The sequence below is a fragment of the Paenibacillus sp. MAHUQ-63 genome, assembly GCF_028765165.1.
Lineage (GTDB): Bacteria > Bacillota > Bacilli > Paenibacillales > NBRC-103111 > Paenibacillus_E.
Genome location: NZ_JARADB010000004.1, coordinates 1 through 23,491, shown reverse-complemented (window position 1 = coordinate 23,491; position 23,491 = coordinate 1). Strand labels below are relative to the sequence as shown.

The window sequence follows — 23,491 nt, the reverse complement described above, 5'->3', positions numbered from 1 at the left end:
TAAAGCTCGAAGAAATCTAGAAGAGGCCGCTCCCACGAGGTGCGAACGGCCCCTTCCTTTAATTCTTCAACCTATAAAAACTTTATATTACTTGATGGACGTCCATTTCAATTCCCACTCTTGACCGAAGGAAGGAAGAATGATTCCCTCGATGTTCGGCTTTTTCAAGTAAGCGCGTGTACGGAAGTACAGCGGGGATACGCCTTGATCATCCATAAGGATTTTCTCAGCTTCAACCATTGCTTTCGCACGTTTGGACGGATCCACTTCGGTTTGAGCCGACTTAATGAGTTTGTCGTATTCTGGGTTGCTGTAGTCGCCTTCGTCAAACTCTCCGCCTGTTACCCACATATCCAAGAATGTCATTGGATCGTTGTAATCTGCGCCCCATAGGGAAAGTGCGATTTCGAAGTCATGCTTGGAAGAAAGCTCGATACGCAGTGCGTGTGGAACCGGGTTCGCTTCCGCTTCGTATCCAAGGTTTTGTTTCCATTGTGCAAGGATGAACTCAAGTGATTTTTTCGCAGTTTCTGTATCGTCTGCGTTCACTTTCATTTTCGGAAGAGCTGTCAAGCCAACTTCTTTCAAACCTTCAGCAAGCAATTGCTTAGCTTTGGCTGCATCGAATTTCGGCTGCGTGTCGCCTGCGGATTTACGGAAGTCGCCGCCTGCACCGTCGGAAGTACCGCCTGGAACTAGACCCGTGGAAGCTACGGAACCGTTAGCAAGTACGGTATCTACGTAAGCTTGACGGTCAATCGCCATACCAAGGGCTTGACGAATCTTCTTGTTAGCCAAGGCAGGAACTTTCTTCGTTTGGTACATCAGGTAAGAGTTCGTCAACTCTGGCTTAGGCAGGTTGTCTGGCTTACCGGCATACAGTTTCAATTGATCGCGGTTGATTTCTGTCAAATCAGCAGCGTCTGTTTCGTACAAGTTCAGGCCTGTGTTGCTATCTTTAACGATGTTGACAGTTGCTTTCGTAAGTTTTACGTTAGCAGCATCCCAGTATTTTTCGTTTTTAACAAGCTCAAGTGTTTGACCGTGATCCCATTTGCTCAGGATGAACGGACCTGCACCGATGACTTTATCCACTTCTGCGCCGTATTTGTCGCCGGCTTTCGTTACGAAATCTTCTCTTTGCGGGAAGAATGTTGCGAATGCAAGCAATTGTGTGAAGAACGCAACTGGTTTTTCCAGTTTGATTTCAATTTGCTTGTCACTGATCGCTTTAACGCCAAGAGCGTCTTGCGCTTTTTTAACTTCTTCAGGCGTTTTTGCTTTCGTTACATCTGCTCCGCCTTTAATCCAAGCAACGATGAAGCTGTATTGGCCTTTAGTCGCAGGATCAAGAGTACGTTTGAAGGAATAAACGAAATCTTGAGCTTTAACCGGTTGGCCGTCAGACCAGTTCGCGTTGTCGCGAATGTCGATTGTGTAAGTTAGACCGTCTGCAGAAATTTTAGGGAAATCTTTCGCAAGAGCTGGAGTTGCTTTGCCGTCTTTGTCCGTACGGTAAAGCCCTTCGTTAAATGCGCTGATGAATGTAAACGCGGCATTCGCCGTTGCTTTGGAGCTATCCATTACCGGCGGCTCTGCAGTGAAGTTAATTTTGATTTCTTGTGGTTTGTTGGACGCAGGAGCTGTTGTACCTTTCGTATCGCCAGCTGGAGATGCAGAAGGACTTTCCTCGTTTTTCGCGCAACCAATTGCAACGCTGCCCATAAGCGTTAATGCTACTGCTGTTGAAACCCACTTTGTCGCTTTCATAAAACGCCTCCTCTAAAATTATGTATGTCTAGAATATCTATGGTCAGGTGTGTTTGATAGTTTTCCTAACATGATCTTAACACCCTTAAACCCAAAAAAGGATGAAACCGCTTCATAGATGTTATAATAGTTAACCCATACCTCTGGTAAAAAAATTTACTAGACTCTACGCAAGGAATTATAACACAAACCCACGCTTTGTCCAGTGTTAATTTACCTAAGTAAGAATATTTGTAAAAAAATAATGAATATGAAAGTGCCCCACGGTTTCTAATTATACAACCATCGGTCAATAAAATCTAGACGATATTCATTGTTATTTTCTACAAAACTCAAATAAATATTACAAAGACTTTCGAATTATCGCTCAATTCGTAAATTCACCTCAAAGCAGCCGGCTTAGGTCGAAAACAAGTAGTTTTTACCAACGTGGAGAACGAACAGCACAATATACAGCGTCGCAAGTCCTAGAAAGCTGAGCCTCCAAACAACTCTGCCGACTCTTACCAGATCCGTCTTCCCTTTTAAATGCGTTTGGTAACCGCCGATAATCCCGAAGGCAATAAGTAGTACGAGGGTAATGAGCCAGAAGCCGAAATCCGTATGAAATAGCTGGTTCCACATCAAAGAAACCGAGCCCAATAGGAACAAGGTCGTCACATCCATGGTCAGTCGAGTCGTCATCTTCTTATCGCGAAGAAACATATATACGAGGAACCATAGCAATATAAACGTAATAAAAGGCGCCACAGCAAGTGCTGCGTAAACCGTAGAAATCCAACTGAATAACATGTCCATCCTGATAACCACCTACACCGGCTTATTCTAACGCTTTCACTAACTGGTACACCGTACGGTGTACAGGAAGCTCAAGATTCAGTTCATCCGCTAGCTGCAGCAAGCTTCCATTAATACGGTCAATCTCGGTACTTCTGGCCTGTTCGATATCTTGTAGCATAGAAGAGTGATTCAGCCTTGTCGCCTCACAAACTTGCAAGATGGTGTCCCACAAGTGATCGGGCACTTGAGTGCCCCGAGCCTCGACGACAAGACAAGCTTCCCGGTACAGGTCCCTCATGAGCGACATTGTCCAAGCAGAATCCAACAATTGCCCGTTTCTCACACGCAAGATGGCGGTTAACGGATTGATCACACTATTGATCAACAGCTTGCTCCAGATTCTCTCTTCCATGTTGTTCGACATGAATGTTTGAAATCCTGCTTCCTTCAGAAGATTCACTAACAAAAAGTGCGTTGATTCTTCTTCATCGGCTCGCAAGCTCCCCAAGTAAGTAACGCCATGCCCCGTATGAGCAACGGATGTATCCCCTTCGCGCCGCGCCCCTTCGGTCGTAACGGCTAGCAGCAGTCGCTCTGCCGGAAGCGCCTCGCCTAGTATCGATTCATGGCCGACCCCGTTCTGAAAGCTGATGAGACGCGTGCCGGAAGATAGCTTCGAACGGATATAGGCTGCCAGCTCCGGCGTGATCGCCGGTTGTTTGACCATCAGTAAAATATAGTCGTAAGATTGCACCAAATCACTTGCAGACGTCTCTTCCGTATAACTTTCGAACTCTATGATTCCCCCGCGCGTCGTCCGATGCGGCACGTCCGTGCCGGCAAGACGGATCCCCTCCGCTCTGAGCCGTTCTGCCTGCTCTCGCGTTCTGGTAACTACCTTCATATACTCGCACAGGGCGGATAGTTTTGCGGCGAACAAGAGCCCCAACGAACCCGCTCCAATAATCATCAATCGCATGTCGATCCCTCATTTCATTGCCATTGTCATCATTATACAACAAAAAAGCCTCAGACCAAGGATCTCCTTGAGCTGAAGCTCTTTCTGCAATAGTTCGATTGGAACTTACGAACTTACTCTACTCTCTCTAAGTTACCGTTCGCATCCATCTTGAACCGCGGCTTCTCTTCTTCCTCTTCTTCCACCAAGAAAGCCATTTTCCTTGCCCGGTCCATAATTTGAATCAAAGCTTTATAATCGTCATTCACGACGCGGTAATCGGTTTCTACTTCATTCACTTGCTTGTTAAGCTTATTGTTCTCGCGGCCGAGTCTCTCGAGTTCGTCCTCTTTGTCTTGCAGCTCTTTTTCCAAGTTTTTAATATGACGGTTCATATCTTGATACGTGTTTCTCCATTGCCGAAGGAACCGGATCACCGCATCGATCGAAAGCGTTTCCTCGGTGAAAGCTTCTGCTTTCCCCGTTGTTAACTCCGTACTATCCAACAACCCGATAGAAGAGGAGCCCGAGATCGATACAGCGGCGTGCTTCTTCATCTGCGTTCTCTTCTGCCGCTGTGCCTTGGCGATCTGAATCGCCGCTTCATACTTCTTTCTGACAAAGCTGTTCCAGCGAAATCCGCAAGCTGCCGCCGTGCGTCCGATCCGTTCTCCAACTTCCTCAAACGCAGATAATTGCGTGCTTCCCTCTCTAATGTGACGCAATGTCACTTCCGCCAAGATCAAGTCGTCTTCATCGCTCCAAGCATCCTGTCTAATTGCCGACATAGGTTAAACCTCCTAACATAATGTACAGATGCATCTAACTGAAAGAGGCCAGCTTTTTACGATAAATAGGGGTCATCTTTCAGTATGAATAAGAAGAATCAATTTGCAGGTACCGGTGTATAAATTGATTCGCGCCATTATTACTATTTCTATGCCCGTACTAGAGTTCATAGAATCTATTTGATACTAAATGGTATTGCCAAATTTTTTGACACTCATACATGGGATCTGGATAAAAAGACATACTACAACTATATGATGAAATGTTTTCAATTTCGTCACGGTTTGACGGTTTACACTAAACAATTCAAAAGGTATAATGTGATGTAGTTAAAGTGCAACGTGGTATGAGAGGGGGATGTAACGAGAATGGATCGCATGTTTCGGGTTTTAGGTTTTTGGACACTTGTAATCGCGCTAATGAGCTTGGCTGGCGATATGATCCCAATGTCTTTGATTTTCTTTTTCCAAACAGCCGTATTCGTCATTCTGGGCTATATGCGCTTGTCAGAACGTACTTACATATTGTTGTTCTGGGGATATATGATTCTCTCCTTCAGCGGGTTTACGTACTGGTCATTTTTCAAAATGTCCGTCTAATACCGGCACTAGTAACAACAAAGCAAAAAAAGGTGATCCGAGGGCTATCCTTCGGATCACCTTTTTTCATTTCCGCTTTTGACAGCGGTAAATACCTTGAACAGCTCGCTCATCCCATCGCTTAGAAGCAGCTGGCGGATTGCACGGTTGCGTTTGGACACTTCGCTGAACGGGTTCGAATCATCATGATCCTGCAGCTTCTGCAGAATGCCCTGCTCCACCAGAAACTCGCGCTGCGTTTGAAGCTTGCAGGAGGCGAACCCATGAAGGCGCGCTGCCGATTCCACCGCTGAGAAATTGACATGAGCGGTAATATCCTGCTCCCCTTGATGAACCCATACATCATCGTGCGCCTGGTGGTTCCGGTAGCACATCAACGTCCCCCGGTATCGATGAGGGGCATATAGCTCCGCTTCGATTGCGCCGTAATCGATGAGGATGCAGCCTCCGCTAATCATGCGCTGTGAAATGCGGGCGATCCACGCTTCACTTTCCAGATTCAGCTCTCCGATTTGACCGTCGATCCATTGAACTTTTAAACTCTCTATGCTGTCTAATCTAAGCTTGGAACGGATAGGCCGCCAAATTTCTGCGAAAGCCTGATCCGTCTCCTGCCAGGTCACATAAGACTCTTGAAAGCCGCCTTCCTTCCAGCGAATTCGGTGCACAGGGAAAGCATCCAGCAGTTCATTCGCCAAGACATACACCTGCTCTTCCGGCTCTTCGGCCAGCCATTCCAGCTCGCTGAGCGAACGAATCCGCGGCGCATGCCCTTGAAGTGCCTGCTGCTGCAAACTCCGGTGATACGCGCTGCTTTCTATGAGCGTGTAAGTTAGGCATTCATAGACGCCAGGAGCAATCCTGCGCATTTCATCCAGAAGATGCAGCGCTAAACGTCCGCTGCCTCCTCCCCACTCGACGAGATGAAGGGGACGATCTTGGCCAGCTTGTCCCGCCAGGAAAGCGGCAATCATTTCCCCCATCACGGAACCGATCGAGGAACTGGTGTAGAAATCGCCTTCTTTCCCGATCTTGGGACGTTCACTCCGATAATATCCGTAGGGCTCGCTGTAAAGACATAGTTCCATATAATCACGGAAAGTGATAGCCCCCTCCGGCGCTGACCGGATTGCCTCTATCAAGGCCGCTATCACTTCCGGATGCCCAAGCTGATGCTTCATAAGATCACCCCAATTGTTTACTTAAAGACAAAGCCGCTTGAAACCATTATAATGAAGAATGATTATGGAAGGAGACGACAATCGCATGTCAAAGAAGTGGATCACCCTTACGGCGGTAACGGCTATCAGCTTGCTATCGTTAACTGCATGTACGGACAATACCAAAGTGAAAGAAGCATTCGAACAATCGCTAAACAAGCAAAAGGAAATGAAATCCTATACCTTTGAAGGCAGCACAACGCTTGCGATCGGCGACGCTCTGTTCAAAGGGTCCAACCCTTTGACGAACGGATTGCTATCCTTCGTGAAAGAAAGCACGATCGAATGGAAAGGGATAGCAGGCTTGAACCCGATCCAGTATCAGACCGATATGAAAATTACGCCTAAGGGCTCATCTTCACCTATCGAGATACCAATTCTCATTAAAGATAGCAAAATGTATTTTAATATGCCAGCATTAAATAAAACGCCGGACGAGTATTATGCAGTCGATCTGCAGCAACTGAGTCAAAACAGCAAATCGCCGCTGACGCCGGATACGCTCGCCAATACATCGCAGCTGTCTTCAGCTCTGGCTACGCTTGTTTTCAACGGCATCGACGCCAAATGGTACAATGAGGCCAAAGAACCTGTCAAATTAAAGGATGGAAGCACCGCGAAATCCATCAGCGTCGAAGTGACCAGCAAGAATGAAAAGGACATCAACACATTATTTCAATCCAAACTGCCGGAGTTCATCTCCAATTTGCAAAATAACGGCTTCCTTACAAGCGACAAGGCAGAGCTTCTCAAAAAATCGCAGCCTGGTACCGCCCAGATCAAAGCGCCAAGCAAAATGACCGTCGCCGTCGATGAAGCCGGCTTTATCCGCGATCAAACTCTCGATCTCGTCTTCCAGCTCACCGTTGATGGCAAAGTGCAGGATAACCATATTGTCCTCCACCAAACCTACGATGCTATTAATCAAAGCACGCCGCTAACGAAGGAAGTGCCGAAGAACGTCAAGAGCTTTGACGAGATCCTGAAGCTTATCGCTCCCCCCAAAAAATAGCGGGCAGACCGAAATACTTACTTCTCTTTTGAAGTAAGTATTTTTTTGTGCTTCATTTAATAGAAATATGATAATCTGTTTATAGGGGGAGAATGCATGCAATGAAACGTACATACATAGCTGTGTTGATGAGCCTGCTGCTCCTTGCGCAACTGACGGCCCCATTGGGCACGGCATTCGCTGTCGAAACGGGAACCGATGAAGCCAAGGGACTCGTGCAGAAAGGGCTTACCATTTATGAGATTGATAAAGAACTCAGCCGGCTGAATGAGCAAGATGCAACGCTCGTAGAGCAAATCAAACAGAACGAGCTCAACATCACAGCGCATAGCGTCCATGTAGACAGCACACGAAAGCACGCAGGCCAAGTGATCAGAGCTTACTATACCGGTGACCGGGACTCCATCTGGATGCTGCTGTTTTCCGTAAATTCCTTTGCCGACGCATTGCGAATGTTCGAATATTTGCAAATGATCTTGTCGAACGATCAGCGCACAGTATCTGCATTCATAGAATCTTTCAATAAATTAAAAACGTTGCAAACAGAGCTCCAAACCTCTCGCCAAGAGCTTCAACAGACCAAAGAGAAATATCTCGCGCAGCGCGAAAGACTCGTAAAGCTGCAGGAAGAATTGGACAAACAGCTCGCTGTAAGCGCGCAAGCACAAGCCATCCAAGATCAGATCAAGTCCTTGAATGAGCAGTGGAAATTAGAGGGCATTCCATTATTCCGTGAATATTTGAAAAACCTATCCGCCGCTTTCCGCGAGCTCCCGCAGTATGTAACCCAAGATAAGAAATTCATGGACTTATCATCCATCCAGAATCCGGTCATCACGATCAGCGATACGGATTTCAATACTTACTTACATGCCCAAAACGAACAATTGAAAAATTTGAATTTCCAATTTGCCGATGGCGCGATCTTGGCCAAAGGCCAGAAAGATTCCGTACAAGTCGCCATCGAAGGCCGTTTCCTGCTCAAGGAGAATCCCCAGATGAATGAAGTACGCTTCTCCGTGGATAAACTGGAATTCAACGGCTTCGAGCTCCCGGATACGACGATCGAGGATTTCGCCAAAGAATTTCAGCTTGGCTTCATACCGAAGAAAATCGTCTCCTATCTCGATGTCATTAGCGTAGAAACCAAAAACGGCTCAGCTGTTGTGAAACTCAAAATATCCTTGTAAACTGACAAGGACGATTTCAAGAAGCGAGGAACTCAAATGGAACACAAAATTGGATTGCTCATGGATATACCCGAAGGCAAACTGCCGGGCTTCTATGCACAAATCGTGAAAGCACTGGCAGGAAAGGTTGACCTGTTCGACCGAGACAAAGAAATGCTCATTGTCAGCAGCGAGGAGCAGCATACCGCCCTCTTGGACGTCATGGCTAAGTTCAACATCCCAACGGATCGGATGGAGCTGGTCTTGCTGCCCGAGAATGCTGAATTAACCGATCTTTTCGGCGATTATGGCTTTACTAGCCGTTCCGAACATCACTATTTGTACGATAAAATCGTCGCCTCCTTCCGCTTTACCGAGGATAGTAAGCAAGATGACGTCGATATGGCCTCCCTACAAATGGAGGAGCATCTTCTCGCCATTTATAAGGATGGGGGCCAAGATATTTACGTCGTCGACCGTCAGCTCGAAGAGCTGATGCAGGGGATCGCCAAGGCGTACCGCGTACGTATCGAATTCCTCCGTTAAGCCAAGAAAACCCTCATTCCCTGTCAGGGAGTGAGGGTTTGTTGTTGTCTAAAGCAAATCCGCAGCAAGCTGGGCGAGATGTGATCGTTCACCTCGTTCCAAGGTGATGTGCCCGCTGATATTCTCCTGCTTGAATCGTTCCACCACATATGTCAAACCGTTGCTTGAAGCATCAAGATACGGGTGGTCGATTTGATCGGGATCGCCGAGCAGTACGATTTTACTTCCTTCCCCTACACGGGAAACGATCGTCTTGATCTCGTGCTTGGATAAGTTCTGGGCTTCGTCGATGATAATGAACTGCCCCGGGATGGACCGTCCGCGAATATACGTGAGCGCTTCAACCTGAATGCTGCCCAGACCGGCAAGCACTTTCTCGATGTCGCCCGGCTTCTTCGTATCGAACAAATATTCCAAATTATCATAGATCGGCTGCATCCACGGACGCAGCTTTTCCTCTTTTTCACCTGGCAAGTAACCGATATCTTTGCCCATAGGAACGACAGGCCGCGCAATCAGCAGCTTCTTATATTTCCGGTCGTCTTCGATCTTCATCAGTCCCGCGGCTAACGTGAGCAGCGTCTTGCCGGTACCCGCTTTCCCAGTCAGGGTGACGAGCGGGATCTCGTCGTTGAGCAGAAGCTCCAGAGCCATGCGCTGCTGCGCATTCCGCGCGGCAATTCCCCAGATGGGATCGTTGCTTAGGAAGAGCGGTTCCAGCTTCTTGGCGTCCGGCGTCACTTTCAACAGTGCCGATTTGGATGAACCGAGTTCATCCCGCAGAATAACGAATTCATGAGGGTGCAGCATATACGATAAATTCAGCGATGTCACGGTTAAGAAACGATAGGAGTAAAATTCATCGATCACGGACGGATGCACATACAGCGTAATATAGCCCGTGTACATATCCGTTTGTGCTACGATGCGGTCAGTTAAATAATCTTGGGCAGTGATGCCGAGCACATCGGCCTTAATCCGAACGAGCGTATCCTTGCTTACGATAACGACCGGTCTCGGGAAATCATTCGCCTGTTCTTCCAGATGATAATTCAACGCAACAGCCAAGATGCGGTTATCGTTCGTCAATTCGGAAAAAGTATCCTGCAGCTTAGCAAAACTGCGATGGTTAAGCTCCACTTTGATGCTGCCCCCACGCTCAAGCGTGATGCCGTCGGATAAGGTTCCTTTGGTCCTCAAACCATCCAATAATCGCGAAACATGCCTAGCGTTACGGCCGATTTCGTCCGCATTCCGTTTCTTCGAATCGATTTCCTCCAACACCACGGCGGGTATGACTACTTCATTATCTTCGAATGAAAATAATGCATTAGGGTCATGAAGCAGCACATTGGTATCCAACACGTAAATTTTTTTCATTGGTGTGTCCCCTCCCAGATTTGGCGTTAGATCAGTGGTTATATTTCCATACATACAACCTGTTAGTAACGGATAAACTAAACGCGAGATTCAAGGAAAGGATCGATTCTAGTGAGACTATTGTGCGTATTTTTGTTGGTACTGACCCTCGCGACTGGCTGTAGTCAAGCGCCGAAAAGTGGTGCCCCCTCTCAAGATACAAATCAAAAGCAAGTAAGAGTTCAACAAATCGCTCCGCAAAAGCTGGAAATAAAAGATTCCAAAGCTGTTGCTGAACATTTGGAAAGCTTAGCCACCTCGATCCCGCAAGTGGAGAGTGCGCACTGCGTCGTGTTCGGCAATACGGCCGTTGTCGGCATCAATCTCCGCAAAGATATGGACCGGGCTAAAGTAGGAACCATCAAATATTCGGTCGCGGAAGCCCTCAAAAAGGATCCATACGGAGTGAATGCCATCGTGACCGCCGATCTCGACCTGGATCAACGACTGCGCAACATTCGGGATAATATGAGAGCAGGAAGGCCGATTACCGGGTTTGCTGAACAAATGGCGGATATCATGGGCCGGGCTATGCCGCAGCTGCCACGTGACATTCGCAACCCTCAGGACACGACTGGAGCTCATGACGCGAACCATGCCGGGCATGCAGCTCCCCCTCAATAATTTGGCGGAAGACAACAAAAAGCCTGACTGCTCGAAGCAGATCTAGGCTTTTTTTATGACATCAAAAACTTGGCCGGGCGGCTTGGCACATTCACGGCTTGCACAAGTTTTCGCATATTCAACTGTTGTCATCGTCAGGGCGCGGTCAATCATTTGCTCCGGTAAAGCTGGGAAGTGTACCGCCATATCGTCTGCGCCTCCTACAAGGTGGATGAAAACGATCCTTACACTAACAGTATAGCATAGCCGGTGGCAAGCGTTCCACCTTTATGTATCTATTTTCAACTCATGCGAACACTCCTTTATCACCCAGATATACCTTATTGTACGTCGGATAATTCAAGATATGTCCTAGATGAGCCTATTGGTTATTGTAAACAGGATTAGCCCGGATGTCTTCGAGCAGCTTCTCCGCAGCTTCGCGGTCAAAGCTGACAACACTCTGGGTTCCTTCTCGTTCATAGGAAATATGAATTTTCATCGGATCACTTTCATTCACAAGCTCCATGTGGCCGACGCCATGATCCTCACGGAGAATCATCGCGAAGAAATCCAATGTTTCTTTGGCAGCTTCATCATCCGGCCTGCCTTCTTGGACAATGTGCATTTGCAGCCAGTTAAAAAATGTGTCTTGAAGATTCATATCCTAGCCATCCTCCCTGAGTAAAATAACATCATAACCGGTAGCCAGCCAACGCCGCCACTCCCGTATCCACGAACGGTAATGAACGCTGCCTTCTTCCTCCGTGTTTAACTCCCATTCACTCACAAGCTGCAGCGCTTGCTCCCGTGAAAGCAGATGATTCAGAAAGGCCTCTCCGCAATGGGACAGATGGAAGGGGGCCCCGTCGAAGACAATCGCTTCGGATATCGATAAATCCAAGTCCATGACTTCAGAGCCGCAAAGCTCCTCGTCATCGCTCAGCAATAAGCTGGCTTTGAAAAGGGGCAGCAGCCGCGGATGCTTCCGGCCGGCCAGCTCGCGAAGCGAATCCAGCGCTTCTTGCGGTGTACATCGGATGCGTTCCGCTCCAAGCACAAGCGGCGAGCCGCTTACGACCGGCGTCAACCAATAGCTTGTCATTCAGGCGTGCTCCTCGTGCCGCTGCGCTTCTCGATGAAATAACGGATGCGTACGAGAAACATCAAAGAAATGGCTACAGCCAGACACAGCACGATCGGCAGACCTGCCACTTGGAATACAAGCAGCATCACCGAACCGATGGCCATAAGCACATAGACGACGGCTGTCTTGAGGATGGGCAGTTTACGCGTACGAAAAACCTTATTATATACATAAGACATGAAGACAAAAATCATCAAGTAAGTCATATAAATGTGATTGCCAAACCATTCGTTCAAAGCTGTCAACAGGATGCACTCCATTTCACTTTTTAAATAAGATCAACGCTCATTCTCTCATTATCGCTCAATTAAGCAAATAAATAAAGGGAAATGCAGCCGATCGGCTAACATTTCCCCTATTAAGAAAACTTTGTGAATTATGCGTTCGCCTCTGCCATTTTACGTTGTTTCTCTGCACGCTCACGTTCGCTTTTGTTCAAGATTTTCTTACGAATTCGAACCGATTTTGGCGTAATTTCGCAATACTCGTCATCGTTCAAGTACTCAAGCGCCTGCTCCAAGGAGAAAATGCGTGGAGTCTTCATTTTGACGGTTTCTTCTTTGTTCGCGGAGCGGATGTTGTTGACCGCTTTCTCTTTGCAGATGTTAACGATGATATCGTTATCGCGCGTATGCTCGCCGACGATCATACCTTCGTAAACTTCTGTTTGCGGGTGTACGAACAGGATCCCGCGATCTTCGACAGAAAGAATACCGTACAGCGTGGAGACGCCTGTTTCGCTGGATACAAGCACGCCTTCATGACGTCCGCCAACATTAGCGCCTTGGTAAGGGCCATAGCTGTCGAACGCATGATTCATAATTCCGTAGCCGCGCGTCAATGTCAAGAAGTTCGTTCTGTAACCGATCAGACCGCGAGCCGGGATCAAGAACTCCAGACGAACGTTGCCGCTGCCATTATTGATCATGTTGACCATTTCCGCTTTGCGGGAACCTAAGCTCTCCATAACGGAACCCATGCTGTCTTCCGGAACGTCGATGATCAGACGCTCGATAGGCTCCATCTTCTGGCCATCGATTTGACGGATGATGACTTCCGGTTTGGACACTTGAAGCTCGAAGCCTTCACGGCGCATGTTCTCGATCAGAATGCCCAAGTGAAGCTCACCGCGGCCGGAAACGATGAACGCATCCGGGCTGTCTGTATCTTCGACACGCAAGCTCACGTCGGTTTCCAGCTCTTTGTACAAGCGTTCGCGAATTTTACGGGAAGTTACCCATTTGCCTTCGCGGCCTGCGAATGGAGAGTTGTTGACAACGAACGTCATTTGGAGCGTCGGCTCATCGATTTTGAGTACAGGCAAAGCTTCCGGATTCGCCGGATCCGCCACTGTTTCGCCGATGTTGATGTCTTTGATACCTGCGATCGCGATAATATCCCCTGCAGCCGCTTCTTCGATCTCAATGCGCTTCAAGCCGTTGAAGCCGAAAAGCTTCTCGATACGAGCTTGCTTCATACCGCCTTCGCGCGTCATGACGGCAACCGATTGACCTTGGCGAATTTTACCGCGGTTAACGCGTCCAACGCCGATACGGCCCAGGTATTCATTGTAATCCATCAAAGTAACAAGGAATTGCAGCGGTTGGTCCACATCTTCCGTCGGTGCAGGAATGTGGCTTACGATCGTCTCATAGATAGCTTCCATGTTCGAATCTTGTTTATCCGGATCCAAGCTGGATGTTCCTTGCAGAGCGGATGCGTACACGACGTGGAAGTCAAGCTGTTCGTCTGTAGCTCCAAGCTCAATGAACAAGTCCAGCACTTCATCTACCACCTCAGCCGGACGGGCGTTAGGACGGTCGATTTTGTTGACAACGACGACAGGCGACAGATTGCTTTCCAGTGCTTTGCGAAGCACGAACTTCGTTTGCGGCATGGTGCCTTCGAAGGCGTCGACAACGAGCAGAACACCGTCAACCATCTTCATGATCCGTTCCACTTCACCGCCGAAGTCGGCGTGTCCTGGTGTATCTACGATATTAATTAAGAAGTCTTTATAATTAATCGCCGTATTTTTCGCAAGAATGGTGATACCGCGCTCTCTCTCGAGATCGTTGGAGTCCATCGCTCTTTCTTGGACCGCTTCGTTCTCACGGAATGTGCCGGACTGTTGAAGTAATTTATCTACGAGTGTGGTTTTGCCGTGGTCAACGTGAGCGATAATTGCAATATTGCGGATCTTGTCTCTTGCCTGCATGAATTGTCAAACCCTCTCTACCCTATAATTTTCGTCTCTGTTCATAAAAGAAGCGTCGGACAAAAGCGCCGACGCTTGACATTTATGTTTATTATACGCAGTTTCTCGACATTATGCAAGAAAAATGAACGGCAACATAAAACTTTAACAAGCGGCCGGGCCATTTCTTTCCAGCGTAACGCTTGCATTACCATCCGCTGCGCCTGCGAAAAATCATAAGAAGTCCGGCTGCCACAAGGAGCAAAGCGATTACATAGATCCCGAGCTGAACAAGCAGCGTGATCCCGAACAGGACGGCGGAGACGATGCCGAGCACGAGAGCGGCAATCCATACGCCTCTGTCGCTCCCCCTGTCAAATAAGTGAAGCTCGTATAACCCGACGGCTACGCCGAGAATGAAGCCCGGCCAGATGTACGCCATCGATCCCCAGCCAAATATGTTGCAGAAAAAAAACATCAAACCGTACGTCGTAAGGATACCTCCCGGGACAAGGACGCCTGCCGGCCACGTGCGGTTAAAGTACAAAATGTGAAACAGCAAGCCCGGACCGAGGACAAAGATCGGCCAGAAAAATGAGAAAAGAAAATGAAAAACGCCTAGTTTACCGAGCAGCAGCAATACGGCCAGGCCAATTAACAGGATGCCGATGGAATAGCTGTTACGAGCCATGCGAATTCCCTCCTATTCAATGATCAGCGCGGCGTCCGGTTCGACACCATTCAACATAGAGTGTATCGCACCTGGCCTCAAATTGCTAGCCTTCCCGCTACTTGCGTCCCCGCCGTTTGGCCTCAAGCAAACGGCTCATGCTGTCCGGCGGCGGCGCGGACGGCGGCATCCCGCTCGGCGGCTCAGCGCCAGTCGGCGCGGGCACATCCGGCGCTGTGCCTGAGGGCGCAGGCTTCGCAGCCGGCGCAGCAGTCGGCGGAGCCTCCGCCGCCGCGCGCTTACGCTGCAGCTTGTGCTCCGCAAGCTGCTTGCGCTCCCGGAGACGCCCCAGCGGCGTCTCCGGAGCAGCCAGGCCCCCTGCGTGGTCAGGGGCCTGCCGGAACCTTGCCGCCCGCAGGCCGGGCGGCAGAGGCACGCGGCGCGCTGCAATGTCCAGCAGCAGCAGCGCGAGAGCAGCCATCAGCAAGTAATGGCTGATGGGGGTGTATCGCTTCTGCCCGGCGGAAGCGAAAGCGAAGACATCTTCCGGATGCTCCAGCGAAAGCATCCGGCCGCCGGTAAGCTCAGCGAGCTGCTGCAGCTTGCTGAGCCCGGAGCCGTCCGTGATCCGGTATTCCGGCGAATACGGGATCACGAACCCCGTCGTCGAAGTGCCCTTCCAACTCCCTTCGGCTTCGCCTCCGGCCAGCAGCTCGGTTTTGGCCAAATAGACGCCAGACTTATCCACAGATAGCTGTGCTGAATAATCTCCAGGCGCCGTCGACGTAAAGGCAATCTCCCGCGTGCCTAACGATTCATCCGTCACCGTCGCCCGAAGCTCGCCGCTACCGCCCGATTGGTCCATCGCCAGCTGGCCGATCTTGGCTTCCAACATCATCTGGCTGCCGTCAAGATGTCCGTTAAGTTCCAGCGGCGATGCTTGAAATTGCGGGAACGTCCACTTGATCATTCCCGTTAACAGGGGAGCAAATGCCGGCCATCCCACCCAATTGCCGCTCCAGGCGCCGGTCACGTCGCTCGTCCAGGCAACTGACCGGCCCGAACCGTACTGCCACCGTGCAAGCACGGGGTCAGGCTCCGGACTCGACAGCACCACCTCGGCGGCTTCTTTGGGCGTGGTGGCGATATACCCCTGCAGCTCAGGCAGGCCGCCGGCAAGCAGAGGGGACCAATCCGCACCGCCGGTGATGGCTGGCACGAAAGGTTGATTGACGACGTACGTTCGAGAGATCAGTACGGCTTCGCGGCTGAAAATCGCCGGAATCGTCGTTTGATCGACGGCGGCATAATACCTGCCCTTCGCCAGCTCCGCGATACGGCTAAGCAGAGCCTGGTCCGCATCCGTACCGATCGCGACCGTGGACATCGTGATGTTATCTTTTTGCATGCGCTCCGCTAATGCCTCGTAGCTTTGCGTTGTCGCGGATTGGCCGTCCGTCAGCAAAATCATATGCTTCCGCTGCGCATCCACCTTGGACAGCTTGGCATAAGCCTCTTCCACCGCCGTATAGATTTCCGTTCCGCCGTCTGCCGGTATCGAATTGATCTTGGCGATGACGTCTTGCTTCCGACTGAGCTTCTGCGGCTCCACATACCATTGGGGCGAAGAATCAAACCCCAGAACGCCCAGCGTATCCTTCTCTCTGAGCAGATCGACCGTACGGGACGCCGCTTCTTGGGCCAGCATCATTTTATCGCCTGACATGCTGCCGGACTTATCGATCACAAGCACGATGCCGAGCGAAGGAATTTCCCGTTTCCCCCGCAAATCCATATACACCGGCAGCGCGCGCTCGATCGGCGTTTTGAAATAACCGCCAAGCCCATAGCTGTTGTCGCCTCCGAACATCACGAGCCCGACGCCATAATCACGAACGGCTGTCTCGATCATCTCCATTTTGAGCTGCGGCAGCTGCGTAGCCGCTACATTGTTCAGAATAATGCTTTCATAGCCGGTGTACGTCATAAAATCGTTGGAAAGCAGCTCCGGCTGTACGGTTTCGTATGGAGTGAGCGAAGCTTGCAGCGCTCCCTCAAGGTTAGGGGAAGTCCCGGACTTCCCTTCAACGATGAGCACCTTCGGAGGACCTTCTACTCGGCTGAAAGCGTAGTGCGTATTGTTGGCCGAAAGCTCATCGCCTTCCATATACACTTCGGCCCGGTAGCGGTGGAAGCCCGGCTCTTTGGCAAGAAGCTGCAAAGCGAAGCGATTCTCCCCTTTATTCAGCTGAACCGATCGCGAGCTGATCTCTTGATTGTCTTCAAACACGCGAAGCGCCGCAGGTCCCGAGGTCGTGGAACGTATGGCAACCTCGGCCGTATAAGCTTCCGCTTGAAACAGCTTCTCCGGCACCGACACAGACGCGATTGCCGCATCCTTGCGTTCTTGACCCGCCAGCGGGAGAACGTCAACCGCAATTCCGCGATCGCGCAGCAGCCTGCCCTGGCGCAGCAGGTCCCCCACATTCTCTTCGCCGTCCGACATGAGAACAATACGCCCGCTCCTTTGGGCAAGAAGACCGGAGGCGAGCTGCAAACCGGACGCAATATTGGAGAATTGCGGCTGCGGCGGAGAGGCGAATTGGAAGCTGTCCGTGTCTCTTGCATCCAGCGGCTTCTCAACGGAAGCCTGCAGCGCCATCGAGATAACCCCAGCCTCGTCTTCTGCGGACGTGCGCCCTCTCACGGCGTCGCGTATCCACTGCGCTCCCGCCGTTTCCTGCTTCACGCTGTCCGAGAGGTCGGCAGCAAAGACGACGTTCTTGTGATGCAAGCTCGTATACAGCTGCGCGCCGGAGAGCGCCAATACAAGAAGCAGCAGTACTCCGGTGCGAAGCGTGATGACGAGTTTTTTCCTCATGCCTTGCAGCCGGTTACCACTGCGCCATAACCACCATATATAGACTGGGAGCAGCAAGAGCATGAATAAGATGGATGGGTGATCAAGCTGAATACCCACGCCGGTACACCTCCCATTCCACGGTTAACAGCAACAGCAGCGCAACAACGATCCATGGAACGAGAGAAGAGGCTCCTGTCGTATCCGCACCGTCCGGCCGGTGATGATCCTCCGCTTCACCTGCATAGCGGAGCTTAAGCTCCGCCTTCCCGTTCACATTCGATTCTCTTGCGTCCATGACGACTTCCAGCTGTCTCTCCTGAACTTGATTGCCTGACTCGTCATATTCCTTCAAAGTATATAGACCCGGAAGCTTCGGTACAGGCTGCCTCGCAGCCAAGCTATGATTCAGAAGCTCCGCCTGCTCTGCGGGGGCGCCAGCGCCGACGTTAGTGCCAGCGTTAGTTCCTCCAGCATTAGTTCCAGCGTTTGTACCAGCGACATCCGTTTCCGGCGTCCAAGTCGCTTTCACAGCCTGCGGATGGAAATTAACATCGATGCGTTCACCTGCCACGACCCGGCCCAACTGACCCCCATGCTGTTGATTCAACCATGTGATTGTATTTTGCACGAGAATAGGAAACTCTGAGCGGAGAGCCAAGTCTGACTGCGCCAACGGAAAAGCAAACGAAATCCTTGCCACGCCGTCTTCGGTGCCTGCCGCAATAAGCGGAATCCCCGCAGCGGAAACAAGCACTTTCTCCCAAGGTGCAAGTTTCCGATTGTACGCATGTGCCAAGGTAACGTCTTGCATGGAGATATAACGTGTAACAGGATGGTCCGCAATCTCGAACTTTCGTTCGGAAGCTAGATTCGAAGTTGCGTGGGCGGAAGAAGCAAACCTCCACAGAGGCTTTGATGCCAGAAGTTTCTTCCATGACGGCGATTGCAGCGCCGAATCGTCAATTCCGTCCAGCACGATGATGTCAGGGGGGACGGTTGGCACCGGATACGTACCGTCATCGCTTCGTTGAATTTGCAGGACATCGGTTTTCGCCAAAAGAAGCGCTTTCTGCAAAAACAGATTGCCTTCGCCTACATAGGTAATTTGCGTTCGCCCCGTCCCTTCGGGAAAAGCGTTTGCGGCGTTGTCAGCTTGCAAGGCATCGGTTGTTCCGAGTTCAAGCCGATAGCGGCCGGCATAAGCCAGCTTGTCGAAAAAGACCGTATGCTGCTCTCCCGCTTGCAGCTTGTAGGCGCCGGAGCGAAGGACCTGCGAATCGCCGTAAAGACGGAGTTCGATGTCCGTGCTGCGATTTCCCCAATTTTTCAGAACGGCAACCGCCCGATGGGTATCCGCGTCGGCACTTTTAACCCCGAACTGGGCAATTGATACATTGATCGGCGCCTCTTCTTCCCGCACCTGATCGGCTTGGAACTCCTGCAGACCAACCACCTGAAACGGAACTGAAAATACCAGCTCTTCCGGCTGCTCCGCCCACTGGGCGTCCGTATAAATGCGCACCTCGCCGTCAGGGTCCTCTCGCGTCAGGGCTGAGGCTAAGGACAGGGATTCCTGGACATTGGATCTGCCATAGAAAGGCGTTACTTTATCAAGCGCCGATTGAAGTGCAGATACATCCGTTTCCCTTTGTACCAGCAACTCCGGTTGATCTTTCATGACGAGCAAGGAATACATCCGATGACTGGCTTCATTGCGAACATAGGCCATCAGATGCCGCTTCGCTTGCTCCAGCCGAGTCGATCCTTGTTCGGTTACCGCCTGCATGCTGGCCGAAGCGTCAATAACGAAAAAAATATGAGCCTTCGCCGTCTGTTGGCCCCGAACGAACGGCTGCATCAACGCCACGACGAGCAGCGCTGCGGCAAGCAGCTGAAGGAGCAGCAGCGCTTGGCGGCGGAGACGCTGCCACGGACGGGTGGCTTCCTGTTCGCGAAGCACGCGCCGCCAAAGCATATGGCTGGAGACTTCCGTATCGGCATACCGCCTTTTGAGCAGATACAGCAGGATGATGATCGGGATTGCAAGCGCGAACCATAGGCCGCTTAACGTTGCGAATTGCATAATTGCTCACCTTTCCGTAGCGTTAATCGTTCGCAGTGAACATGCGTCAGGCTGTTTGACATTGGATATACTACGAAACAGTCGTGTCATTCAGTTTTCCCCTGTCTAACAGGTTTGCCTATGTCCAACTAGGGAGGTACCATGGAATCTTTATCTCTAAATGAAAGAAAAAAGCGTAAGCCGCTTTGGACCAAAGCTTTTCTCATCACTTCGCTATCGAATTTGCTGCTCTTTTTCAGCTTCCAAATGCTGATCCCGACGATCCCTACGCACGTAGCGCAATTAGGTGGAAACGATATGCAGGTAGGGCTAGTGATTGGCATTTTCACGATATCATCGCTCATCACCCGGCCGTTTGCCGGAAGGGCGCTGGATTTGCTGGGACGCAAACATGTACTGCTTGTCGGTCTCGCCATCTGTACGCTGACGATCGCCGGTTATTCATATATGGCCGTTGTGGCGCTTATCTTAGCCGCCCGCTTCGTCCATGGCATCGGATGGGGAATGTCGACCACATCCTTAGGGACGGTCATCGCAGACATCATTCCGCCTGAACGAAGAGGCGAAGGCATGGGCTATTACGGCCTCTCCAATACGTTTGCCATGGCGCTGGCCCCGCTGACGGGATTATGGCTGATGCAAACCTTCAGCTTCCATCGCGTGCTGCTAATTTCCACGCTGCTGGCACTTCTTTCTTTGTTCAGCTCACTGTTTATTTCCTATGAGAAGCCCGTGTCTCCCCGTAAACAGGCACAACGTCCGAAGCTTATCGACCGTTTGTGGGAGCGGTCTGCCATTCTCCCTTCGGTTATGCTGCTGTTCACCGCCATCTGCTATGGAGGCATCGTGACCTTCATCACGCTTTACGGTCATGAAGCCGGCATTTCGAATGTCGGCTGGTTTTTCCTATGTAATGCCGCTATGGTGTTGATCGTGAGACCGATAACCGGGGTGCTCTTCGATCGCAAAGGTCCCGTGTGGGTACTGCTGCTGGGAGCTTTGTTCACTATCAGCGGACTGCTGCTCCTCTCCTACGCGCATTCGGAATTGAGTCTCGCCATCGCGGCGCTGTGCTACGGCGTAGGCTTCGGTTCCTTGCAGCCGGCCTTGCAGGCTTGGACCATCGCGCGTGCAGCGCCGGACCGGCGCGGTGCCGCTAGCGGCACTTTCTTCTCCGCCAACGATCTTGGCATCGGACTTGGCGCCATGGTGTTAGGAGCATTCGCTAACATCACGGGCAGCTATGCGCTTATGTACCGCTGCTCGACTGTACTCATCGTCATCTTCCTGATCATTTACGGTTGGAGCTTCTGGCAAGCGCAGCGCAGCATGCCTCTTCCGCAGCGGTGAAACTTTAGCGGACCAATCCGCTGCGGCGAAGCTCCCCAAGCAGGAAATCACTGACAGGCACATCCGTGACGGCAAGCAAATAGGTGATACCGCGCCCATGGCAGAATGCTCTTAAGGATTGAATATACGCTTGGGCGGCTTCGCTGTACGCCTGCAGCACTTTGCCGCTCATGGCCACTTCCCTCGCCTCCCCGGATTCGCTGTCAATGAGCCGCAGCTCTCCGGAGAGACCGGGACTTAGCTCTTCGCGGGCGAGCACCTGCACAACAACCACTTCCTGTTTCGCAGCCAGCAAATATTTCAAGGCTTCTTCCACCCCGTCCTCGTACAAAAAATCCGAGAATAGCCAGGTCATCCCGGGCTGGCGCGGCAGAACGGCACCATTCCGGAACACCGCACCGATATCTCCCGGGCCTTGCGCTGAACAACTGCCCAAAAATTCAAACAGCCGTAGAGCAGACCCTTTGCCGCGGAGAGGCCTCAACTGCTTCGTCATGACTGTCGCAAATGCACCTGCGCTAACCCGGTCATACCGCCCCAGCGATAAGTAACCGATGCCCGCAGCTAATTGCAAAGCATAGTCCCACTTCGTGCCGGCACGTGCACGATCCATCGCCCGGCCGCCGAAGTTCATCGATTCGGAGGCATCCAGCCACAGGTTAACCTGCAGCTCCTGTTCATCCATAAAGAGCTTAATGAACGGCTTGCCCGTCCGTCCGTAAGCATGCCAATCCAATTGGCGCGTATCGTCGCCAGGCGTGTACAACCGGTAATCGGCGAATTCCAGCGACGACCCCATATCCTTCGACCTCCTTCTTCCCTGCATCGTGCCCCTGATCCGGTTCTTGGCTGCAATAGCCAGCTGATCCAGGCGCCGCATCAGCGCAGGCTCAAGCAAATCGTTGCCGCCGTTCATCGGTTCTGCTCCATCGATCGAATGACCGAAGCGATAATCGCATCCGGCGATATGCCCATCGCCTGGCCTTCGAAGTTCAGAAACAAGCGGTGCCTCAGCGCCGGGACGGCTGCCGCATGAAGATCCTGCCTGGACACATGAAACCTGCCTGCCAGGAAGGCTCTTACTTTGGCCACGGCGATCATCGCTTGCACGCCGCGAGGCCCCGCACCGAAACGGACGTACCGCTTAACATCTTCGGGCGCCGCCGGCTCATCGGGATGAGTGCTCAGCAGCAGCTCGACCGCATGGTCCAGAACATCTTCGGCCACAAGAATATGCTTCAGCCCCTGCTGAATGTGCAGGATCAATTCCCCGTCCGCCACCTTATCCGCTTGGAGGGTCTGTGCGGAGGTCGTGCGCAGCACGATTTCTTTCAGCTCCTGCTTCGTCGGATAGGTAACGTGAATTTTGAGCAAAAACCGGTCCAGCTGCGCTTCCGGCAGCGGGTACGTCCCCTCCTGTTCCAACGGATTCTGCGTTGCCAGCACGAAGAAAGGCGAAGGCAGCGAGTAGGTTTCCGTGCCAACCGTTACGGTTTTCTCCTGCATCGCTTCCAGCAGGGCGCTCTGTGTTTTCGGCGTAGCCCGGTTGATCTCATCGGCCAGCACAAGATGGCCGAATAGAGGACCTTTTTGAAATTTATACGAAGTTTCGCCCTGCGCTCCGAATTGAATGACATTCGTGCCCGTAATATCGGCCGGCATCAAGTCCGGCGTGAACTGAATGCGGGCGAAGCTGAGGTCGACCGTATCCGCGATCGTTTTGACGAGCATTGTCTTGCCGAGCCCGGGGATGCCTTCAAGCAGCGCGTGACCTCCGGCAAAGATGCACCAGAGCAGCTGCTCGACAACTTCTTCCTGACCGACGATGACGCGTCCGATTTGTTCTTTCATGCGGGCAACCGCCGCACCCCACGCTTCCAATTGCTCCTTCGATTCGACCATCCGTTCCGCTCTCCCTCCAGTATCCTCTAACCTTTCTGTCTAACGCTGCGGTTGAATTTCGAGGAAATAGTCCCGCACCAAATTTTGCATATGCTGCGGCAGCTCCGAGCGGTTCAAGGCGCTCGACGCCTCCGCTGCATAATCGGCGTAGACGTCCTCGTACGGCCGCGATGCCCCGTCCAGAGCGGGCGCAGAGCCGCCTTGGCTCACTTCGCCGCCGCTGCCGCGCGTCGGGCCCCCGTCGGCGTATGTGCCGCCGGTGCCAAACCGTTCGCGCGGCGTCGTCACCAGGCCGCGCGAGCCGGCGCCCGTCCCGCCCTGCGTGCCGCCGGCTCCGCTGCCGGCCCCGGGTGCGCTGCCGGTCCCCGGCGCGGCGCCCGCACCGGCGCCAGCGCCTGCGGCTGCTCCGGCGGC

General features: G+C 51.6%; 23 protein-coding genes. 6 read left to right on the top strand and 17 right to left on the bottom strand.

Going from position 1 to position 23,491, the window contains the following annotated elements:
• Nucleotides 1-87: 87 nt before the first annotated feature.
• The 4 genes from PUT07_RS23255 to PUT07_RS23240 form a co-directional block, all read right to left on the bottom strand.
• Nucleotides 88-1,770 (bottom strand): peptide ABC transporter substrate-binding protein, encoded by a 1,683-nt coding sequence (locus PUT07_RS23255; protein WP_274470975.1) that lies wholly within the window; start codon nt 1,768-1,770, stop codon nt 88-90.
• Between the two features lie 399 nt (nt 1,771-2,169).
• Nucleotides 2,170-2,568, bottom strand: a complete 399-nt coding sequence (locus tag PUT07_RS23250; RefSeq protein WP_274470974.1) for a DUF3397 domain-containing protein — start codon at nt 2,566-2,568, stop codon at nt 2,170-2,172.
• Between the two features lie 22 nt (nt 2,569-2,590).
• Nucleotides 2,591-3,529: a ketopantoate reductase family protein gene (locus tag PUT07_RS23245; RefSeq protein ID WP_274470973.1), complete on the bottom strand. Its 939-nt coding sequence runs from the start codon at nt 3,527-3,529 to the stop codon at nt 2,591-2,593.
• Nucleotides 3,530-3,642: 113 nt separating this feature from the next.
• Nucleotides 3,643-4,296: an RsfA family transcriptional regulator gene (locus PUT07_RS23240; RefSeq protein WP_274470972.1), complete on the bottom strand. Its 654-nt coding sequence runs from the start codon at nt 4,294-4,296 to the stop codon at nt 3,643-3,645.
• Between the two features lie 369 nt (nt 4,297-4,665).
• On the opposite strand from PUT07_RS23240, the gene PUT07_RS23235 reads away from it, so the two are divergent.
• Nucleotides 4,666-4,896: a DUF2626 domain-containing protein gene (locus PUT07_RS23235; protein WP_274470971.1), complete on the top strand. Its 231-nt coding sequence runs from the start codon at nt 4,666-4,668 to the stop codon at nt 4,894-4,896.
• A 56-nt stretch (nt 4,897-4,952) separates the two neighbouring features.
• On the opposite strand, the gene PUT07_RS23230 is transcribed toward PUT07_RS23235, so the two are convergent.
• On the bottom strand, nt 4,953-6,077 hold the full coding sequence (locus PUT07_RS23230) for a class I SAM-dependent methyltransferase (RefSeq protein WP_274470969.1): 1,125 nt from the start codon (nt 6,075-6,077) through the stop codon (nt 4,953-4,955).
• Nucleotides 6,078-6,162: 85 nt separating this feature from the next.
• Here PUT07_RS23230 and PUT07_RS23225 point away from each other — a divergent pair, with 85 nt between their 5' ends.
• From PUT07_RS23225 to PUT07_RS23215, 3 genes are all read left to right on the top strand, one after another.
• Entirely contained in the window at nt 6,163-7,128 is a 966-nt protein-coding gene (locus PUT07_RS23225; RefSeq protein WP_274470968.1) for a hypothetical protein, read from the top strand.
• A 101-nt stretch (nt 7,129-7,229) separates the two neighbouring features.
• Nucleotides 7,230-8,318 (top strand): hypothetical protein, encoded by a 1,089-nt coding sequence (locus tag PUT07_RS23220; RefSeq protein WP_274470966.1) that lies wholly within the window; start codon nt 7,230-7,232, stop codon nt 8,316-8,318.
• Between the two features lie 36 nt (nt 8,319-8,354).
• On the top strand, nt 8,355-8,843 hold the full coding sequence (locus PUT07_RS23215; RefSeq protein ID WP_274470964.1) for a hypothetical protein: 489 nt from the start codon (nt 8,355-8,357) through the stop codon (nt 8,841-8,843).
• Nucleotides 8,844-8,891: 48 nt separating this feature from the next.
• Here the strand turns inward: PUT07_RS23215 and PUT07_RS23210 are convergent, their stop codons facing one another.
• Complete coding sequence (locus PUT07_RS23210) at nt 8,892-10,223, bottom strand: PhoH family protein (RefSeq protein ID WP_274470963.1); 1,332 nt, start codon at nt 10,221-10,223, stop codon at nt 8,892-8,894.
• Nucleotides 10,224-10,334: 111 nt separating this feature from the next.
• Between PUT07_RS23210 and PUT07_RS23205 the strand changes: the two genes are divergently transcribed.
• Complete coding sequence (locus tag PUT07_RS23205; protein ID WP_274470961.1) at nt 10,335-10,886, top strand: YhcN/YlaJ family sporulation lipoprotein; 552 nt, start codon at nt 10,335-10,337, stop codon at nt 10,884-10,886.
• Nucleotides 10,887-10,928: 42 nt separating this feature from the next.
• Here PUT07_RS23205 and PUT07_RS23200 read toward each other — a convergent pair whose 3' ends face one another.
• From PUT07_RS23200 to PUT07_RS23165, 8 genes are all read right to left on the bottom strand, one after another.
• A complete protein-coding gene (locus PUT07_RS23200) occupies nt 10,929-11,072 on the bottom strand; it encodes a hypothetical protein (protein ID WP_274470960.1) in 144 nt (47 codons plus the stop codon).
• 175 nt (nt 11,073-11,247) lie between these two features.
• Nucleotides 11,248-11,529 (bottom strand): hypothetical protein, encoded by a 282-nt coding sequence (locus PUT07_RS23195; protein ID WP_274470958.1) that lies wholly within the window; start codon nt 11,527-11,529, stop codon nt 11,248-11,250.
• 3 nt (nt 11,530-11,532) lie between these two features.
• The gene (locus tag PUT07_RS23190; protein ID WP_274470957.1) at nt 11,533-11,970 is read right to left on the bottom strand and encodes a hypothetical protein; all 438 of its coding nucleotides are present in this window, start codon (nt 11,968-11,970) and stop codon (nt 11,533-11,535) included.
• The gene (locus tag PUT07_RS23185) at nt 11,967-12,248 is read right to left on the bottom strand and encodes a YlaH-like family protein (RefSeq protein ID WP_274471652.1); all 282 of its coding nucleotides are present in this window, start codon (nt 12,246-12,248) and stop codon (nt 11,967-11,969) included. Before PUT07_RS23185 ends, PUT07_RS23190 begins: the two co-directional genes overlap by 4 nt.
• Before the next feature lie 140 nt (nt 12,249-12,388).
• Entirely contained in the window at nt 12,389-14,230 is a 1,842-nt protein-coding gene (gene typA, locus PUT07_RS23180) for a translational GTPase TypA (protein ID WP_274470956.1), read from the bottom strand.
• A 187-nt stretch (nt 14,231-14,417) separates the two neighbouring features.
• Nucleotides 14,418-14,900, bottom strand: a complete 483-nt coding sequence (locus PUT07_RS23175) for a hypothetical protein (RefSeq protein ID WP_274470955.1) — start codon at nt 14,898-14,900, stop codon at nt 14,418-14,420.
• A gap of 97 nt (nt 14,901-14,997) precedes the next feature.
• Entirely contained in the window at nt 14,998-17,859 is a 2,862-nt protein-coding gene (locus PUT07_RS23170; RefSeq protein ID WP_274470954.1) for a VWA domain-containing protein, read from the bottom strand.
• A complete protein-coding gene (locus tag PUT07_RS23165) occupies nt 17,843-19,825 on the bottom strand; it encodes a vWA domain-containing protein (RefSeq protein ID WP_274470953.1) in 1,983 nt (660 codons plus the stop codon). The genes PUT07_RS23170 and PUT07_RS23165 overlap by 17 nt, the downstream gene beginning before the upstream one ends.
• A 141-nt stretch (nt 19,826-19,966) precedes the next feature.
• Here PUT07_RS23165 and PUT07_RS23160 point away from each other — a divergent pair, with 141 nt between their 5' ends.
• Nucleotides 19,967-21,175: an MFS transporter gene (locus PUT07_RS23160; protein WP_274470952.1), complete on the top strand. Its 1,209-nt coding sequence runs from the start codon at nt 19,967-19,969 to the stop codon at nt 21,173-21,175.
• A gap of 4 nt (nt 21,176-21,179) precedes the next feature.
• Here the strand turns inward: PUT07_RS23160 and PUT07_RS23155 are convergent, their stop codons facing one another.
• Genes PUT07_RS23155 through PUT07_RS23145 form a run of 3 tightly spaced genes read right to left on the bottom strand, consistent with a single transcriptional unit; the run spans nt 21,180 to nt 23,365 of the window.
• Nucleotides 21,180-22,091 carry a DUF58 domain-containing protein gene (locus PUT07_RS23155; RefSeq protein WP_274470951.1) on the bottom strand — a complete coding sequence of 304 codons (912 nt, stop codon included), beginning with the start codon at nt 22,089-22,091 and terminating at the stop codon, nt 21,180-21,182.
• Nucleotides 22,088-23,077: an AAA family ATPase gene (locus PUT07_RS23150; RefSeq protein WP_274470950.1), complete on the bottom strand. Its 990-nt coding sequence runs from the start codon at nt 23,075-23,077 to the stop codon at nt 22,088-22,090. The genes PUT07_RS23155 and PUT07_RS23150 overlap by 4 nt, the downstream gene beginning before the upstream one ends.
• Nucleotides 23,078-23,116: 39 nt before the next feature.
• The gene (locus tag PUT07_RS23145; RefSeq protein ID WP_274470948.1) at nt 23,117-23,365 is read right to left on the bottom strand and encodes a hypothetical protein; all 249 of its coding nucleotides are present in this window, start codon (nt 23,363-23,365) and stop codon (nt 23,117-23,119) included.
• Nucleotides 23,366-23,491: the final 126 nt, after the last annotated feature.